17 protein-coding genes are annotated in these 16,212 nt (G+C 70.5%); 8 read left to right on the forward strand and 9 right to left on the reverse strand.

All coding sequences use genetic code 11. The annotated features are described in order from the left end of the window. The first annotated feature begins 27 nt into the window (after positions 1-27). Entirely contained in the window at positions 28-1,221 is a 1,194-nt protein-coding gene (locus tag CHC09_RS19235) for a hypothetical protein (RefSeq protein WP_089294510.1), read from the forward strand. Between the two features lie 7 nt (positions 1,222-1,228). On the opposite strand, the gene CHC09_RS19240 is transcribed toward CHC09_RS19235, so the two are convergent. Continuing rightward, positions 1,229-1,834 carry a class I SAM-dependent methyltransferase gene (locus CHC09_RS19240; RefSeq protein WP_089294511.1) on the reverse strand — a complete coding sequence of 202 codons (606 nt, stop codon included), beginning with the start codon at positions 1,832-1,834 and terminating at the stop codon, positions 1,229-1,231. A gap of 20 nt (positions 1,835-1,854) precedes the next feature. Next, positions 1,855-2,925 (reverse strand): hypothetical protein, encoded by a 1,071-nt coding sequence (locus CHC09_RS19245; RefSeq protein ID WP_143232423.1) that lies wholly within the window; start codon positions 2,923-2,925, stop codon positions 1,855-1,857. A gap of 414 nt (positions 2,926-3,339) precedes the next feature. On the opposite strand from CHC09_RS19245, the gene CHC09_RS19250 reads away from it, so the two are divergent. Continuing rightward, positions 3,340-4,053, forward strand: coding sequence for an AbfB domain-containing protein (locus tag CHC09_RS19250; RefSeq protein WP_179277173.1), 714 nt, complete (start codon positions 3,340-3,342; stop codon positions 4,051-4,053). 130 nt (positions 4,054-4,183) lie between these two features. Here the strand turns inward: CHC09_RS19250 and CHC09_RS19255 are convergent, their stop codons facing one another. From CHC09_RS19255 to CHC09_RS19270, 4 genes are read right to left on the reverse strand one after another with little or no spacing between them, the layout of a single operon-like run. Further along, positions 4,184-6,154, reverse strand: a complete 1,971-nt coding sequence (locus CHC09_RS19255; protein ID WP_089294514.1) for a beta-galactosidase — start codon at positions 6,152-6,154, stop codon at positions 4,184-4,186. Continuing rightward, positions 6,151-7,491: an ABC transporter substrate-binding protein gene (locus tag CHC09_RS19260; protein ID WP_089294515.1), complete on the reverse strand. Its 1,341-nt coding sequence runs from the start codon at positions 7,489-7,491 to the stop codon at positions 6,151-6,153. The genes CHC09_RS19255 and CHC09_RS19260 overlap by 4 nt, the downstream gene beginning before the upstream one ends. 25 nt (positions 7,492-7,516) lie before the next feature. After that, the gene (locus tag CHC09_RS19265) at positions 7,517-8,425 is read right to left on the reverse strand and encodes a carbohydrate ABC transporter permease (RefSeq protein ID WP_089294516.1); all 909 of its coding nucleotides are present in this window, start codon (positions 8,423-8,425) and stop codon (positions 7,517-7,519) included. Continuing rightward, a complete protein-coding gene (locus CHC09_RS19270; protein WP_089294517.1) occupies positions 8,425-9,294 on the reverse strand; it encodes a carbohydrate ABC transporter permease in 870 nt (289 codons plus the stop codon). Before CHC09_RS19270 ends, CHC09_RS19265 begins: the two co-directional genes overlap by 1 nt. Before the next feature lie 192 nt (positions 9,295-9,486). Here CHC09_RS19270 and CHC09_RS19275 point away from each other — a divergent pair, with 192 nt between their 5' ends. Together CHC09_RS19275 and CHC09_RS19280 are read left to right on the forward strand one after the other, a co-directional pair. After that, the gene (locus CHC09_RS19275; RefSeq protein ID WP_089294518.1) at positions 9,487-10,473 is read left to right on the forward strand and encodes a LacI family DNA-binding transcriptional regulator; all 987 of its coding nucleotides are present in this window, start codon (positions 9,487-9,489) and stop codon (positions 10,471-10,473) included. Positions 10,474-10,528: 55 nt separating this feature from the next. Further along, positions 10,529-10,927: a spore germination protein GerW family protein gene (locus CHC09_RS19280; RefSeq protein ID WP_239138712.1), complete on the forward strand. Its 399-nt coding sequence runs from the start codon at positions 10,529-10,531 to the stop codon at positions 10,925-10,927. Positions 10,928-11,090: 163 nt separating this feature from the next. On the opposite strand, the gene CHC09_RS19285 is transcribed toward CHC09_RS19280, so the two are convergent. From CHC09_RS19285 to CHC09_RS19295, 3 genes are read right to left on the reverse strand one after another with little or no spacing between them, the layout of a single operon-like run. Beyond that, complete coding sequence (locus CHC09_RS19285; RefSeq protein WP_089294519.1) at positions 11,091-11,765, reverse strand: hypothetical protein; 675 nt, start codon at positions 11,763-11,765, stop codon at positions 11,091-11,093. After that, a complete protein-coding gene (locus CHC09_RS19290; RefSeq protein ID WP_239138711.1) occupies positions 11,762-12,583 on the reverse strand; it encodes an ATP-binding cassette domain-containing protein in 822 nt (273 codons plus the stop codon). The genes CHC09_RS19285 and CHC09_RS19290 overlap by 4 nt, the downstream gene beginning before the upstream one ends. Beyond that, on the reverse strand, positions 12,580-12,957 hold the full coding sequence (locus CHC09_RS19295) for a PadR family transcriptional regulator (RefSeq protein WP_089294520.1): 378 nt from the start codon (positions 12,955-12,957) through the stop codon (positions 12,580-12,582). The genes CHC09_RS19290 and CHC09_RS19295 overlap by 4 nt, the downstream gene beginning before the upstream one ends. A gap of 123 nt (positions 12,958-13,080) precedes the next feature. Between CHC09_RS19295 and CHC09_RS19300 the strand changes: the two genes are divergently transcribed. The 4 genes from CHC09_RS19300 to CHC09_RS19315 all read left to right on the forward strand — a co-directional run bounded on the left by CHC09_RS19300 (position 13,081) and on the right by CHC09_RS19315 (position 16,037). Next, positions 13,081-13,575: a SigE family RNA polymerase sigma factor gene (locus tag CHC09_RS19300; RefSeq protein WP_089294594.1), complete on the forward strand. Its 495-nt coding sequence runs from the start codon at positions 13,081-13,083 to the stop codon at positions 13,573-13,575. Then, on the forward strand, positions 13,572-14,360 hold the full coding sequence (locus CHC09_RS19305; protein WP_089294521.1) for a hypothetical protein: 789 nt from the start codon (positions 13,572-13,574) through the stop codon (positions 14,358-14,360). Before CHC09_RS19300 ends, CHC09_RS19305 begins: the two co-directional genes overlap by 4 nt. Beyond that, positions 14,357-15,406, forward strand: coding sequence for an amidoligase family protein (locus CHC09_RS19310; protein WP_089294522.1), 1,050 nt, complete (start codon positions 14,357-14,359; stop codon positions 15,404-15,406). Before CHC09_RS19305 ends, CHC09_RS19310 begins: the two co-directional genes overlap by 4 nt. 79 nt (positions 15,407-15,485) lie before the next feature. After that, complete coding sequence (locus tag CHC09_RS19315) at positions 15,486-16,037, forward strand: hypothetical protein (RefSeq protein WP_143232425.1); 552 nt, start codon at positions 15,486-15,488, stop codon at positions 16,035-16,037. Positions 16,038-16,212 lie beyond the last annotated feature (175 nt).

The following is a 16,212-nucleotide window of genomic DNA, read 5'->3' on the forward strand; positions in this document are numbered from 1 at the left end:
GTTCCCGGCCGGTGGTGTCTTCGATGCATGACGACTCGCCGTGACTTCCTCGTCCTCGCCGGCGCCGGGCTCGCGCTCGGCGGTTGCCGGGAGACCACCCGTCCCGCCGCGCCGATGCGGGACGTGGTTCTCGCCGAGACCAGCCGTGGGCTGGTGCGGTTGACGCCGCGGGGCGAGCGGTCGCACGGGCCCGCGGCGGCGCTCAGCCACGACGGGACGCGGCTCGCCGTCGTACAGGAGAACGTGCTGTCGCAGATCGTCGCCGGGACCGGCGTGACGGAGCGGACCACCGGCATCACCGCCGGATGGCTGCCCCGGGCGGTGTCGCTGGACGGCCGCGCGTGCGCGCTGGGCCGGACCCCCGCCGCGACGGTCCCGGACGGCCGCGCCCGCACCCCGCTGCTGGTCGTGGTGGACGGGCGGTCCCGCGAGTACGACCTGCCGGGGGTGATCGAGCCGGACGCCTTCACCTCCGACGCGACCGGCCTGTTCGTGCTGGAGTGGCTGCCCGCGGCGAAGCCCGACCACTACCGGGTGCGGGTGCTCGACCTCGACAGCGGGAAGACGCACCCGCTCTCCACCCGGGCCAAGGTTCCGGTGCCGGGAGGGGCCGAGGAGACGATGCGCGGCGACGGCCGGCAGGCGGTCCTGAGCGGAGACCGGAAACTGCTGCTCACGCTGTACACCCACCAGCCCGGGCACCAGCACACCCGCGACCTGCTCTCCGGGCGACCGGGAAATGCGCACGCGTTCGTGCACGTGCTGCACCTGGTCGAGCGCTGGGCCTACTGCCTGGACCTGCCGCACCCGTTCGGCGAGGGACCGGCGCGGGGGCACGCCATCGCGGTGGGTCCCGGAGGCGCCGCGGTGGTGGACAGTACGAGCGGCCTGCTCGCGTACCTGGATCTGGAGTCGCTGGCGGTCGGGCGGCGCGAGCGGGTCCCGATCTCGCTCGACGCCGCGGCGTTCCTGCTGCTCACCGTGGACCGGCGCACGATCGCCGGTGCGGCCGGCAAGATCACTGTGCTGGACCGGGACTCCGGCGCGGTCACGGCGGTCTGGCCGGTTCCGGAACCGCTGCTCGGGCTCGGGCTGAGCGGGGACGGCGAGCGGTTGTACACGGGTTCGCCCGGATCGGTGCACTGGCACGACGCCACGACCGGCGCGCTGCTGGGCCGGAGCGCGGTCGAGGGGTTGACCGCGCTCCGGTTCGTGCGCTGATCGGTGACTAACCGATCTTGCGGAAGACGTCGAGGACGAACCACTCGTCCTCGTGGCGGATGACCGGCTGCAGGCCCGGGTGGGCGGCCAGCCGCGCGTGGACGTTGAAGCCGTCGTAGTTGCCCGGGTTCTGCCGGTCCCGGAAGTGCACCGCCAGCAGGTCGCCGCCGGCCTCCAGGCGGGCGAGCGTGCCGTCGAGCATCAGGCGCAGGTCGTCGTCGGAGAGGTAGTAGAGCAGGTCCCCGATGACGACGAGGTCGAAGGTGCCGTCCGGGAGTTCGGCGGGGAGCAGGGCGCGTTCCACCCGTACGTTGGCGAGGCCGGCGGTGGCGGCACGCGCCTGAACCACCGCCTCGTCGACACAGTCGACGGCGAGGACCTCGTCGCAACGCTCCGCGAGCATCACGCTGAGCATTCCCACCGCACAGCCCGGCTCGTAGCAGCGGCGGTACCGCACACGCGGCAGGCTGGCCATCGCGACCGCGTATTTACGCTGGTCATTCCACTTGGTCGCGTTGTCCCACGGATCATCCTTGGCCTCGTAGAGCCCGATGAAATGGTCGAGGGAGAACGATTCCTCCGGCGGTACGGCGTCACCCTGGGTACGTGTCACCCCGCGATTCTGCCCCGCCCTCAGCGCGACTGGACGGTCAGGGCTCCGACCCCTCCCTCGGAGTCGACCTTGATCAGGGCGTCACCGCCGAACCGGAGCGTCTCGCCCTTGTCCACCCCGTCCCGGGTGTCGCCGTAGAGGGTGACCGAGCCTGCGCCCTCGCGGAAGAACGCGCGCACCGGCACCTTGCCGTCGGTGACGATCCGCCAGGTGCCGATCCCGCCGCGCTCCGTGATCGGGATGGCGTCGCGCTGGCCGGGCAGGACCAGGTCCACGGTCGCCGCGCCGCCGATCAGGTCGACGCCGCCGACCCGGCCTCCGGACAGGTCGATCCCGGCCTCGCTCACGCCGCCGCGCATCCGCAGGGACCACTTCACGTCGTCGCTGAGCAGGACCTCGAGCCGGGCCGAGCCGCTCTTCCGCCCGTTCGGCGTGACCGTCACCCGGACCGTGTCGTCGTCGACCGCGGCCCGAGCGGTGATCTTGCTGTCGTCGCCCACCCCGATCTTGAAGAACCCGTTCGGCACGTCCCCGATCGACACCCGCAGCTGGGTGACGCCGTCGGCGAGCTCGAAGGTGGCGGCCTCCGGGATCGCCGGTTGCGCGGTGGCGCCGGGGGCCGCCGCCGAGGTGGGCGCCGTGGTCGGCGCGGCTGCCGAGGTGGGCGGCGGCGAGGTGCCGATCGAGACCGGCGCGGTGCCGGGCGTCGTGCCGGCCAGGGTCGGCGCTGGCAGCGGCGGCAAGGGGAGGGTCGCGGTATCGCCACGGTCGGACCGCGCGTAGGAGACGGCGGCGAAGACGCCGCCACCGACCAGCAGGGTGACGGTCGCGAGGAAGAGCGCGGGTTTGAGGTCCCGCTTGATCCGGCCGTCCGGCTGCCCGATCCACCTCGTCTCCGCGTCGTCACCGCCCGGTGCCGGCCGGGTGTGCAGGGCCGGGCCGGTGCGGGTGGCGTCCACCCCGGGCAGCTCGTAGTGGTCGGCCGGGGGCCCGAGCCGATGCGGGGCGTCGGGCCAGTAGTCGGAGATGCGCGGGAAGACCGGAAGACCCTCGGTCGGCTCCTCGGCATCTGGCACAACAGGACTATCCACGCGTGTCTCCTCGCTGCGGCCAGCCAGCACCCCATGTCCACGCCGGATGGTCCGGTGAGGTATACGCATCCGTCCGGGGTTCGGTTCGGCGACAGCCGACAAAAGATTTATACACGATTGAAGAGAAACCCTTGATATCCGGCGGGCGCCCGACAAAGATCCTTATCGCTTCATTAAGTTCGTTTGCGTCAGGTTCAGCAGGAAGCGATTTACATGCCGGAAGAAGACTCTCGCCCGGGGTTGCGGGTCGGTGGCTGGATCCCGCCGTATTCCCCGCGCCCGTGGTCTCACAATCCCCCGATCCGGCCCAGCGAGCCCGCTCCATTCTCACCCGCGCCGATACCCGGCTTCCCCCGCTGGGGTCAACTGCGCGGCTGGAATCGCAGGTCCGGGCCGCTACGCCGGCGTGCCGCCGTGGTGGCCGTCGCGGTCGCCACCCTCGGAGTGGCCGGAGTGACCGCCGCGGGGCTCGGCAGTGACGGCGAGAAAGGCGAACCCGCCTTCCTGGCCGCCACCGTGCCACCTCCACCGGCGCCGGCCGAGACGGTCATCGTCGCCCCCATTCCCAGCTCAAGTCCGTCCTCATTCGGGAGCGCTCCCACAACGACTCCGCCACCGACCGCCCAACTCAACAATCGATCGACGACAACGCCCCCGCCAGCAAAGACCTTCACCGCCACCAAGCTGCCGGCGGTCACGCTCCGTGCTGGCACCACCGTCGCCCTGACGCTCGCCGACAACGCCGAGTACCGGGTCCGGCACCGGGACTACACCGCCCGGATCGAGGCCATCGGATCGTCCTCGAGCTCGCTCGATCGGGCCGACTCCAGCTTTACCGTGCGTACCGGGCTGGGGAATTCCAGTTGCGTCTCGCTGGAATCTGTAAACTTTCCAGGCTATTTCCTCCGGCACCAGAACTTCGAATTGAAGCTGCAACGGCGGGACGGGTCGAATCTATTCGACCAGGACGTCACTTTCTGTCCCGTCAATATTCGCTCGGGCGCCGCACTAGTGTTGCGTTCGATCAATTATCCGGAACGTTTCCTGGTCGAATCCGGCGGCCGGGTGGTACTCCGGGAGTCCGGTGCGGCCGGGGCGCTCGCCCTGGTGCCGCGGAACGCGGGCTGATACGCCACGCTGGGTGCTGCCTCAAGGCCCCCGAAGCAGCACCCAGCGTTTCGTCCCAACAAGCTCGCGCCGGTCGCCGCCTCGAGGGATGAGGGCGGCGACCGGCGCGAGCCGTTCGGCGGGGACACCGTCAGAGGATCTTCACGGCCCGGGGCTCCAGGATCCCGTCCGGGCCGAGGTCCACCGGCTCGGACGTGCGGTTGATCAGGAACCGGTGGTCCCCACGGCGGGCCAACTCCACCCGGCCACGCAGCGCGGACGGCAACTCACTGGTCACCCCCGCGGCCTCCAGCAGCCGGGGCAGCACCGCGGTCAGCCCGTCCGGGCCGAGCCGGGTGGAGACGTACGCCGCAGACCCGGCACCCACCGCGCGCCGGGTGATCGCCGCCCGTTCCGCCTGCTCACCGGTCTTGTAGCGGGCGAGGATCTCGACCGCCGGATCGGTGACGTCGACCCGGTCGGTCCAGAGCGTGCCCGTCGTCCCGTTGTCCAGGTCGGCGCTCTCCCCGTCGAGCAGCGGCCCGAACTCCTCGATCCGGATGCCGAGCAGGTCCCGCAGCGCACCCGGATAACCGCCCAGCCAGATCTGGTCATGCTCGTCCACGATCCCGGAGAAATACGTGGTGACCAGGTGATTCTCCTGGGCATGGGCGGTGAGTCGCGCGGCGAGCGCCGCCGGCACCACGTGCAGGATCGGCGCGATCACCAGCCTGTACCGCTCCCACGACGAGCCGACCGGCACGACGTCGGCGCGGATGCCGAGGTTGAGCAGGGCGGTGTACCAGTCGAGCGCCTCCTGCCGGTAGCGCAGCCGGTCGGTCGGGTGCGAGTCGTTCTCGGCCACCCACCACGACTCCCAGTCGAAGAGGATCGCCACGTCGGCCGGCACCCGGCCGCTGCCCGCGACCTCCGACAGGCTCGCCAGCCGCTCCCCCAGCGCGACCACCGAGCGGAACAGCGCGCTGTCCTCCCCGGCGTGCGGGACCATCGCCGAGTGGTACTTCTCGGCACCGGCCCGCGACTGTCGCCACTGGAAGAAGCAGACCGCGTCCGCGCCGTGCGCCACGTGCGTGAGGGAGTCCCGATGCAGCTCACCGGGCTTCTTCGCGACGTTCACCGGCTGCCAGTTCACCGCGCTGGTGGAGTGCTCCATCAGGAACCACGGCTGCCCGCCGGCGATGTTGCCGGTCAGGTTCGCCGAGAAGGAGAGCTCGTCACGGGCCTGCGGGCCGGGCAGCACGTAGTGGTCGTTGGCGACGAAGTCCACCTCGGCGGCCCAGTCCGCGTAGTTCATCGGGTTCATCTGGCCCATCACCATGAAGTTCGTGGTGACCGGCACGTCCGGGGTGAGCTCGCGCAGCAGGTCCCGCTCGGCGCGCAGGTGGTCCTTGAGCGCGTCCGAGGAGAACCGTTTGAAGTCGAGGTTCCGGGTCGGGTTGGGGTGGGTGGCCGCCTGCCGGGGCGGAAGGATCTGATCCCAGTCGGAGTAGCGCTGGGACCAGAAGTCGGTGCCCCACGCCTCGTTCAACCGGTCCAGGGTGCTGTACCGGTCCCGCAGCCAGGCGCGGAACGCGTTCGCCGCGTCGTCCGAGTAGTCGTAGACGTTGTGGCAGCCCAGCTCGTTGTTGACGTGCCACGCCGCGAGGGCCGGGTGCTTGCCGTAACGCGAGGCCAGCGCGCGGACCAGGCGCAACGCGTGCGCCCGGAAGACCGGCGAGGTGGGCCGCCAGTGCTGGCGGCCGCCCGGCCAGACGGTGTTGCCGTGCAGGTCGACCGGGAGGATCTCCGGATGCCGGGTGGTCAGCCACGGCGGCGGGGAGGCGGTGGCGGTGGCGAGGTCGACCGCGATGCCGCCGGCGTGCAGCAGGTCGATCACCTCGTCGAGCCAGGCGAAGTCGTACACCTCGGGCCGTGGCTGGATCCGGGCCCAGGAGAAGATCGCCAGGGAGACGATGGTGACGCCGGCCGCGCGCATCGCCCGGACGTCGGCGGCCCAGACCTCGCGCGGCCACTGCTCGGGGTTGTAGTCGGCGCCGAATTCCAGCCGGGGCGCCCCGGCGCGGCGCAGCCAGCGCCGGGGCGTCGTGTTCTCCGTTGTCATTGAATCGTGAAGCCCTGTTCCTGGCCGTACTTGGTGGAGGCGTCCTGCCAGCCCTTCAGACCATCCTGCAGGGTGCCGCCGCCGGTGTAGGCCTTCCCGACGGAGTCGTTGTAGACGCTGTTCGCGAAAACCTGGAACGGCAGGTACGACCAGCCGGGCGCGACGTTCGCGGCGGCCTCGGCGAGCACCTCGTTGGCCTTCTGACCACCGAGGTACGGGAACTCCTTGTTCTTGAAGGCGTCCGCGTTGATCTGCGCGGTGGTCGCCGGGAACGCGCCCTCGTCGGTGCGGCTCTGCGCACCCTCGGCGACCGTGGCGTACTTCATGAAGCCGTAGGCGAGGGTCTTGTTCTGGCTCGCCTCGGTGACGGCCAGCGAGCTGCCGCCGTTCTCCGAGGTCACCTTCTCGCCGGCGGCCCACTGCGGCATCGGCGCGACCCGCCACTTACCGGACGCGGCCTTCACACCGGACTCCAGGTTCGGCGGCATCCAGGCGCCGATCACCAGGCTGGCGATGGTGCCGTCGCCGAGGCCCTTGTACCAGGCGTCGCTCCAGCCGGGGATCGGTGCGAGCAGCTTCTTGTCGATCAGGCCCTGCCAGAGGCCGGTCCACTTCTGGGTGCCGGGATCGGCGAAGTTGATCGAGACGGTGGTGCCGTCGACCTTGTACGGCCGCCCACCCGCCTGCCAGATCATGCTGGTGGTGAAGCCTGCGTCACCGCTGTCGCTGGTGATCCAGGCCTTCGGGTTCGCCTGGTGCAGCTTGGCGGCCGCGGCTGCGTAGTCCTCCCAGGTCTTCGGGATCGCGATGCCGTACTTGTCGAAGACCTCCTTGTTGTAGAACAGGGCCATCGGGCCGGAGTCCATCGGGAGGCCGTAGATCTTGTCGCCCGCGTGCACCGAGCTCCACGGGCCCGGGGTGAACGTGCCGTCCAGCGACTTGGCGCCGAACGTGTTCAGGTCGGTGACCGCTTTGGAGAGCGCGAACTGTGACAGCGCGTAGTACTCGATCTGGGCCACGTCCGGTACGCCGGTGCCCGCCTTGATCGCGTTCTGCAGCGCGGTGTACTGGTCGTTGCCGCTACCGTTCTTGATCAGGTTGACCTTGACCTTGGGGTACTTGATCTGGAAGTCGGCGACCACCTTCGTCAGCGTGGGCTCCCAGGCCCACACCGTCAGGTTGCCACCGGCCTGCAGCGCCGCCTCGACGTCGGCGTCGGAGACGGTGGTCTTCGCGGGGGTGCTGTCCGTGCCGTCGTCGGACGAACCGCATCCGGCGGCCAGCAGGGTCAAGGACATGGCGGCGCCGAGGAGCGCGCGCCGGCGGGTCATTCTCATGCGCATTCCTTTTCTCATGGGGGATTCACTGTTTGACGCTGCCCACGGCCAGACCCGACTGCCAGTAGCGCTGGAGCAGCAGGAAGGCGGCGATGAGCGGGACGATGGCTAGCAGGGAACCGGTGATCACCAGGTTGAAGACGACGTCGCCGCCGACCGTCTGCGCCTGCTGGTTCCAGGTGTAGATGCCCAGCGTGATCGGGTAGAGCTGGCGGTCCTTCAGCATGATCAGCGGGAGGAAGAGGTTGTTCCAGGTCACCACGATGTTGAAGAGCAGCGCGGTGACCAGGCCCGGGGAGAGCAGCGGCACGGCCAGGTTGAAGAAGATCCGGAACTCGCCGGCGCCGTCCACCCGGGCCGACTCGAGGATCTCGTCCGGCACCGCGTCGCGGGCGAACACCCACATCAGATAGAGGCTGAACGGGATCATCAGCGACGGGATGATCACCGCCCACACCGTGTCGGTGATGCCGGCCTTCGCGAAGAGCAGGAACGTGGGCACCGCGAGGGCGGTCGGCGGCACGGCGACGGCGCCGAGGATCACGGCGAAGACCGCTCGGCGGCCGCGGAACTCGAACTTGGCCAGGCCGTACCCGGCGAGCGCGGAGAGCAGGGTGGCGCCGCCGGCCCCGATCACCACGTAGAACACCGTGTTGCCGAGCCAGCGCAGGTAGATGCCGTCCTGGTAGGTGAAGACCCTCCCGATGTTGTCGAGGAGCGCGAAGTCGCCGTCGAACCAGAGCCCGAACGAGCTGAGCAGGCCGTCCTGGGTCTTGGTCGCGCTGATCACCAGCCAGGCCAGCGGCAGCATCGTGTAGATCAGCATCACCGTCGTGAGGACGGTGAGCGTCCAGCTCTTCCGCCCGCGGATCCGGACCGCCGCCGGTCGCGGTCGCCGGCGTGCCGCCGGGCGGATCGTGGGTGCGGCGACCATCAAACCGCCTTTCGTACGGCCCGGGCCTGCACGAGGTAGGCGACGAGCATGGTGAGCAGCCCCATCACGACCGCGACCGTGGCCGAGTAGTTGAACTGCTGGCCGCCGACGGAGAGCTGCCAGGCGTAGTAGTTCGGGGTGAAGTAGGTGAGGATCGCGTTCGGGGCGATCGTGCGGAGCACGACCGGCTCGGTGAAGAGCTGGAAACTGCCGATGATCGAGAACATCGTGGTGATCAGGAGCGGGCCGCGCAGGGCCGGCAGCTTGATCGCCCGGATGATCCGGAACTGGCCGGCGCCGTCGATCGCCGCCGCCTCGTAGAGCGACGGGTCGACGACGCGCAGCGCCGCGTACAGGATGATCATGTTGTAGCCGACGAACTCCCAGGTCGTGATGTTGCCGATGGCGGCCAGGACCAGGTTCGGGGCGAGCGGGTCGGGCAGCGTGACGCCGAACCACTCGTTGAGGTTGCGGATCAGGCCGAACTGGCTGCCGTACATGAAGCCCCACATCAGCGTGGCGACGACGGCGGGCACCGCGTACGGCAGGAAGATCGAGATCCGGAAGAAGGCCGCGCCGTAGAGCCGGCCGCTGTCGATCGCGAGGGCGATCAGCAGCGCGAGCAGCAGCATGATCGGCACCTGGACGATCAGGAAGAGCGACACCCGGCCGACCGCCGACCAGAACTGCGGGTCGTGCAGCGCCTTGGTGTAGTTCTGCGCGCCGACGAAGCTGGTGCCGCCGATGAGCTTCGTCCGGTACAGGCTCAGGTAGGCCGAGTAGGCGATCGGCGCGAGGAAGACCAGCGCGAACACCGCCAGGAACGGGGCAACGAACTGCCAGCCGATCCAGGACCGCCGTGTCACCATGCCTCCTTGCGTTCGTTTGTCGTTGTCGATGTTTACGTAAACATGTTCGAGCGCGGTCGGAAATGTTTGCGTAAACATGTGGGCGTATAGTGGCACGCGTCACCAGGGCGGTCAAGGAGTAACGACATCGAAACGCAGCGTCTCCGCGGTGGATCCGACGTACCCGGCGGGCGCCGCAAACAACGGGTCTCCATGGCCGACGTGGCCAAGCTGGCCGGAGTCTCCTCACAGACCGTCTCCCGCGTCGCGAACGGCCAGTCCGGCGTCGTCGAGTCCACCCGCGAACAGGTCCTCGCCGCCATGCGTGAACTGGGCTACCGGCCCAACAGCGCGGCCCGGTCCCTGCGGTACGGGCGGTTCAACACGCTCGGGGTGATCCTCTTCGGACTCTCCTCGACCGGCAACAGCCGCACCGTCGAGGCGATCGCGACCCAGGCCGCCGCCGCCGGATACGCGATCACCCTGATCCCGGTCGGCGTGCCCACCCAGGACAACGTGCTCGGCGCCTTCACCAGGATGGGCGAGCTCGCCGTCGACGGGGTCATCGTGATCATCGAGGTGCACCTGCTGGACGCCGCCACCGTCGCCCTGCCACCGGGCGTGCACGCGGTGGTGGTCGACTCGGACGCCGGCGAGCGGTACCAGGTCGTCGACACCGACCAGGCCGACGGCACCCGTCAGGCGGTCCGGCACCTCCTCGAACTCGGCCACCCCACGGTCTGGCACATCGCCGGGCCGGCCGAGTCGTACTCGGCGGAGCGCCGCGCCCAGGCCTGGCGCGCCGTCCTCGAGGAGACCGGCCGCCCCGTCCCGCCGATCGGCCGCGGCGACTGGTCCGCGGAGAGCGGGTACCGCGCCGGGTTGTCACTGCCCGACGAGTGCACCGCCGTCTTCGTGGCCAACGACCAGATGGCGCTCGGTGTGCTTCGGGCGCTGCACGAACGCGGGCGCCGGGTGCCGGAGGAGGTCAGCGTGGTCGGCTTCGACGACATCGCGGACGCGTCCTCCTACCTGCCGCCGCTGACGACCGTGCACCAGGACTTCGCCGAGGTGGGCCGCCGCTGCGTCCACGCCCTCCTCGAACAGATCGGGTCCGGCGTGGCCGCCCCCGGCACCGACCTGGTCCCGACCCACCTGGTGGTGCGGGGCAGCACCGCGGCGCACCGGAGTGTCAGCTGAGCGACCCCGCGCCGATCCCGAGTTTGTCAGGCTGACCGGGGACGAAGGAGGAATTATGGCCAGCACGATGGACAGTGCCACGCTGCTCGACAAGGCTCGCGCAGCCACCGACAACGCCATGGTGGGCCGGGTCTTCGGCGAGCCGGTGGAACGGGACGGAATCATTCTGCTACCGGTCGCCAACGTGGCCGCGGGTGGCGGCGGGGGCGCCGGCAGCGGTGTCGCCCCGGCGGGCGAGGAGGCGGTCGGCGCCCCGCAGCAGGGCGAGGGCTCCGGCGCCGGGTACGGGCTGACCGTCAAGCCGGCCGGTGTCTTCATCATCAAGAACGGCGACGTCCGCTGGAAGCCGGCGGTCGACGTCAACAAGATCGTGCTGGGCGGGCAGGTGGTGGCGATCGTCGCCCTGCTGGTGGCCCGCTCGGTCCTGCGCCGCCACCTGAAGCGGCGCCGCTGACACCCGGAGGCCCGGTTCGTCATCCGGCCACGAGCCGGCGAACGGCGCCTCCACCGCCCGCTGATCCCACCCCGGCGGCCGGCGACCCGGATCACCTGGCACATCACCAGGCGCTCGGGGAGCCGGCCGGGCCCGTCAGGGCTCGGGGAGCCGGCCGGGCCCGTCAGGGCTCGGGGTAACGGACGATGCGGAGGCGGTAGGCGAAGATGGCCAGGGTGCCGGCCGCGCAGATCAGCCAGGTGAGGGCGAAGTGGGTGAGGCCCTGCCAGAGGAAGCTGAGGTCGGCGTCGTCGACGGCGTAGGTGCCGATCTGCCGGACCGACCAGAACGGCATCAGTTTGGCGACCAGGCCGTCCGGGTCGGCCAGCATCTGCACGGCGCAGACGCTGAGCAGGGCCAGGGCGCCCTCCAGCTCGCGCGGCAGCAGGGCGCCGACCAGGCTGCCGAACGGGGCCGCGGCCAGGGCGGCGAGCAGCATGATCAGGCCGGTGGCGAGCGGGTGGGGCACGGTCTGGTCCAGGCTGATCAGGGCCCAGTAGCCGAGCGCGAGCAGCGACCCGGCGCCGCTCATCGCCATCAGCCGGCCGCCGACCAGGCCGACCACCGACGCGCCGGTGAGCCGTAACCGGGGGTCGACGCCGCGGGACGCGTTCACCACGAAGAGCGTGAGGGTGGAGATCGACCAGGCGATGCCCAGCGCCAGCATCCGGATCGACTGACCGGTCAGGTCCCGCCGGACCAGATAGAACCAGAGCGGCAAGGCGATCACCAGCAGCACCGCGGCTCGCCGCCGGCCCACCTCCCGGGCCGACAGCCCGGCCACCACCAACGCGGTCATCGCTCCCCCAGATCCAGCACGTGGTCGACATTGTTGAGGTCGTGCAGCAGGTGGGTGACCACCACGACGGCCCGGCCGGCATCTCGCCAGGCGTGCACCTGCCGCCAGAAGTCCAGGTAGCTGCCCTGGTCGAAGCCCTGGTAGGGCTCGTCGAGCAGAAGCAGGTCGGGGCCGTGCAGCTCGCCGAGCACAAGGTTCAGCTTCTGCCGGGTGCCGCCGGAGAGCTGCTGGACGCGCTGCCCGGGATCCGGGCGCCAGGCCAGCCTGGCGGCCAGGTGGGCGCCGGTGGAGCGGGCCCGGCGCGAAACCACGCCGGCCGCCGCGCCGAACAGGGTGAAATGCTCGTCGGCGGTGAGCCAGCCGGCGGTGCCGCCGTCCTGCGGGACGTAACCGACCCGCCGGGTGCGGCGCACCGTGCCCGAGTCGGGCCGGGTCAGGCCGGCGCAGATCCGCAGCAGGGTGGACTTGCCGCACCCGTTGGCGCCGACGATGGCGGCGACCTGACCACCGCGTACCGTCAGATCGACGTCGCGCAGGACGGTCCGGCGGCGATATCGCTTCCCGACCGCGCTCAGATGCAGCAGGACCGGGCCGGCCGTCGCGAACCGCGGCGGCTCCGGATCGACCGGGGCGGACAGCTCGGTGACCAGGTGGCGGGCGTAGAGGTGGGCGGGGCCGAACAGTCCGGCCGGGTCGGCGGCCTGCTCGGCGGCCTGGGCGGCGGTGTCCTCGGTGAGGCGGCGGGCACGCGGTTCCGGCACGCCGAGGCGCACCAGCTCCGCTTCGAAGCGGGTGGGCCAGCTCTCGTACGTACTCAACGGGTCTCCTTCGGCGAAGCCGGCGCCGAACCGGAAACCGTGACCGGAGCGGAGACCTGCGCGGTGAGCAGCGTGTCGACACCGTCACGGAAGGTGGCCCACTGCCGCGCCTGAGCGGCCAGGGCCGCGAGGCCGGCCGGGGTGATCTCGTAGTACTTCCGGCGGGGGCCGGACTCGGACGGCGCCCATCTCGGCACCGCAAGCCCCTGCTCTTCGAGCCGCAGCAGCGCAGGATAGAGAGTGCCGCCGGGGACGTCGGCGACGCCGGCGGTGGCCAGGCGCTGGGCCAGGCCGTACCCGTAGTCGGCTCGTTCCCGGAGCATGGCGAGCAGGCAGAGGTCGAGGAAGCCGTGCAGCCACGGCTTGGGCATCATGTAGTCAGGCTATCTGGTTAGCAGATGGCCTACCTAGTTGGGATCACGAGAAAGTTGGGACGGGCGGTGCACAGAACCGAGCCGAGCGGCGTCGAGGAGGGTGTGACCTTCGAGCAATTCGCGATGGCCCGCCTGCCCAGCCTGCTGCGCTATGCGGTCGTCCTCACCGGCGACCGTCATCTGGCACAGGATGTAGTGCAGGAGGTGCTGGCCCGAGCCCACGTCAAGTGGCGGCGGATCAGCGACGCGGACTCTCCCGAGGCGTACGTCCGGCGCATGGTGCTCAACGAGTACCTGTCCTGGCGGCGCTCCTGGGCCGTTCGTAACCTGCATCTCGCCGGAGAGCGCCTGGTCGAGATCGACGACGCCCGCGGCGGGGTGCACGACCACGCCGACCGGATCGCCGAGTCCGACGAGCTCTGGAACCGCCTGGCCACGCTCGGACGCAAGCAACGTGCCGTGCTCGTACTCCGCTACTACGAGCAATTGGACGACGAGACCATCGCAGATCTGCTCAACTGCTCCCCGGCAACGGTGCGCAGCCAGGCGTCGAAGGCACTGCGAACGCTCCGGCTGGAGTCGGAGCGGGAAATCCAATTTGCCCAGGAGAAATCGTGACCAGTCACGGTGACCGGCTCCGTGAAGCCTTCGAGAGCCGAGAGAACCAGACCCCCGACGCGGCCGAGGTGTACGCCCGCGTCGTTCAACTGTCCCGCAAGCACAAGCTGCGCCGTCGCGGCGTGACGGCGGCCGGTGGCACGGTGCTCGGCGCCGGCCTCATCGCCGCCGTGGTGAACCTGCCGGCCGTCCTCCCCGGCGGCCCGCAGACCGGCACCGCGGCCACGTCCCCCATCGTGGCCGCGGCGCCGGCCTCCCCCGTCCCGAGCCCGGAGCCGACCACCGAGTGGGACGCGTACTGGAAGGCCGGCTACGGCTACGACGAGGCGCTGGAGCTTGCCAAGCTCTGGAACATGCCGACCGCCGACATCGGCGCCGTCAAGGCCGAGGCCGGTCGCAAGCTGCTGGCCGGTCAGACCCTGCCGGTCAAGCCGGTCGTGGCCGAGCCGGTTCCGGACTCGGTGACCCAGTTCTTCACCGCCGGCTACGGCTACGACGACGCGGTCAAGCTCGCCAAGCTCTGGAAGCTCAAGACGCCGTACGACGCCAAGGTCCTGGCCGGCAAGAAGCTGCTCGCCGGTGAGCACCTCCCGTTCAAGCCGAACCCGGCGACGGCGCAGGAGAACAAGGAAGCGCAGCAGGTGAACGCGTTCTTTGACGCCGGCTACGACTACGACGACGCGGTCAAGCTCGCCAAGCTCTGGAAGCTCAAGACGCCGTACGACGCCAAGGTCGCGGCCGGCAAGAAGCTGCTCGCCGGCGGAACGCTGCCGATCAAGCCGTGACCCAGAGGCTGCGCCGGCGCACCGGCTTCGAGATCGAGCTGATGGCCCCGCCCGGGGTCAGCCGGCGCACCCTCGCCACGGAACTGGCCGGACGCTGCGGGGGCAGGGTCCGGCCGGTCTGGCACTCCGACAGCGAGCCGTCGCTGGTGCCCGGCCTGGGCCGGTTCCTGCACCTCACCCAGGGGTTCGAGGTGCACCGTCCGGACGGCGGGCTGCTCTGCACCCTGGTCGACGACATCACCCTGCTGGCCGGTCTGGATCCGCGGGCCAAGCCGGCGCCCGGCTGGTTCCGGGTGCTCACCGACGATGCCCGGCTGCTGCGGCTGCTGGCCCGGCACAGCGACCCCGGCGGCACCATCGACACCGCACTGGCCGCAGCCGCCGCGCTCTGGGGCAGCGAGGTGCAGCGGTACGGGGACGTGTACCGGCTCAACGACGCCGCGGAGACGACGATCGCGCTGGCCGCGCCGCTCGGTGGGGAGCGGGAGCGCCCGTGCGAGATCATCACCCCGCCGCTGACCCATGATCACGCCGAACTCCTGGAGGAGCTCCTCGGACCCGCGCGGGAGCTGGGCTTCACCGTCCCGTCCGAGGCGGCGGTGCACCTGCACGTGGACGGCGCGCCGTTCCGGGCGCCGCACGCGCTGGCCAACCTGGTGCGGTTGTTCGCGTACTGGCGGGAGTCGCTGCGGGCGGTGCTGCACACCAACCCGGCGTGCCGCCGGCTCGCACCACTGCCGGGGCCGCTGGTCGCCGCTGTTCAGGGCGTTCCGTCGTACGACGAACTGTGCACCGCCGCGACCGAGGGCGAGCTGACCAAGTACTTCGACGTGAACCTGACCCAGCTGCTCACCGACACGCCGATCCGGGACACCGTGGAGATCCGCATCCTGCCCGGCGCGATCGGGGCGGGGCCGATCGTCGACCGGGCCGCCCTGGTCGAGTTGCTGCTGGACCGGTGCCTCGACCCGGAGCCGATCCCGCCCGGTGACGATGTGGACGGTCTGCTGGAGCTCGCCGCCGAGGCCCTGGCCGAACGCGCCTGATACCCCGGATCGGGTGATTTCGGGGTAACTGACCGTTCGGCCCACTGTGGAGATGCTGTGGGTCGGTTCCTATAAACGCGTGTCGTACCCCCCGCAGCAGCCCGTTCCTCCCCCACCACCGCAGGACCCGTACGTCAGCTACCCGGCGACCCAGCCCTACCTCGATCCGTACGGGCAGGCGGGTCTGGTCTCGGGCTATCAGCAACCGGTCCCGCCGCCGCGCCGCCCGCTGTGGCCCTGGCTCGCCCTCGTGGCGGCGCTGTCGCTGATCCTGCTCGCCGGTGGTGGCTGGCTGGTCTACGACCGGCTGCTGCGCGAGGGCGAGGACTCCGGGGTGGCCGCCTGCCGGGCGCTGGCGAGCGAGGAGAAGGGGTCCAGCGGCACCTCCGACGACGAGCTGACCCGGGACGAGTACATCGCGATGCGGAAGGTCTTCGCCGACTCCCGCTATCCCGACCTGCGCGAGCACGGCACCAAGCTGATGGACGTCCTGTGGCAGGTGTCCCAGCTCGGCGCGGACAACGAGGTGGCGGCGCTGGCCTACCTCCAGCCGCTGACCGAGCACGTCAGTGGCCTCCAGTCGGCCTGCGCCGACCACGGCGTCATCCTCGACCTGAAGCTGACCGACTGAATCCTCTTCCTTCGCCACCCACTCACGGCGGCATCAGCCTGCGGCGCCCCCCTTCGGCTCAGGCTCGCCCATGCCGTCCACCGCTGGGGTAACCAGGTCGGCAAGCTGGTTCGATCTCCGATCCGGCGTTGCGTTCGCTGCGCTTGTTTCGGATAATTCGATTACTCTCAGGGGG

Source organism: Actinoplanes regularis (genome assembly GCF_900188005.1).
GTDB classification, from domain to species: Bacteria; Actinomycetota; Actinomycetes; order Mycobacteriales; family Micromonosporaceae; genus Actinoplanes; species Actinoplanes regularis.

Coding starts and splice junctions, on each gene's coding strand:
- CHC09_RS19270 (WP_089294517.1), bottom strand. CDS start 9,294: ATGGTGACACGGCGGTCCTGGATCGGCTGGCAGTTCGTTGCCCCGTTC.
- CHC09_RS19260 (WP_089294515.1), bottom strand. CDS start 7,491: ATGAGAATGACCCGCCGGCGCGCGCTCCTCGGCGCCGCCATGTCCTTG.
- CHC09_RS19265 (WP_089294516.1), bottom strand. CDS start 8,425: ATGGTCGCCGCACCCACGATCCGCCCGGCGGCACGCCGGCGACCGCGA.
- CHC09_RS19300 (WP_089294594.1), top strand. CDS start 13,081: ATGGCCCGCCTGCCCAGCCTGCTGCGCTATGCGGTCGTCCTCACCGGC.
- CHC09_RS19280 (WP_239138712.1), top strand. CDS start 10,529: ATGGCCAGCACGATGGACAGTGCCACGCTGCTCGACAAGGCTCGCGCA.
- CHC09_RS19285 (WP_089294519.1), bottom strand. CDS start 11,765: ATGACCGCGTTGGTGGTGGCCGGGCTGTCGGCCCGGGAGGTGGGCCGG.
- CHC09_RS19255 (WP_089294514.1), bottom strand. CDS start 6,154: ATGACAACGGAGAACACGACGCCCCGGCGCTGGCTGCGCCGCGCCGGG.
- CHC09_RS19295 (WP_089294520.1), bottom strand. CDS start 12,957: ATGATGCCCAAGCCGTGGCTGCACGGCTTCCTCGACCTCTGCCTGCTC.
- CHC09_RS19275 (WP_089294518.1), top strand. CDS start 9,487: ATGGCCGACGTGGCCAAGCTGGCCGGAGTCTCCTCACAGACCGTCTCC.
- CHC09_RS19235 (WP_089294510.1), top strand. CDS start 28: ATGACGACTCGCCGTGACTTCCTCGTCCTCGCCGGCGCCGGGCTCGCG.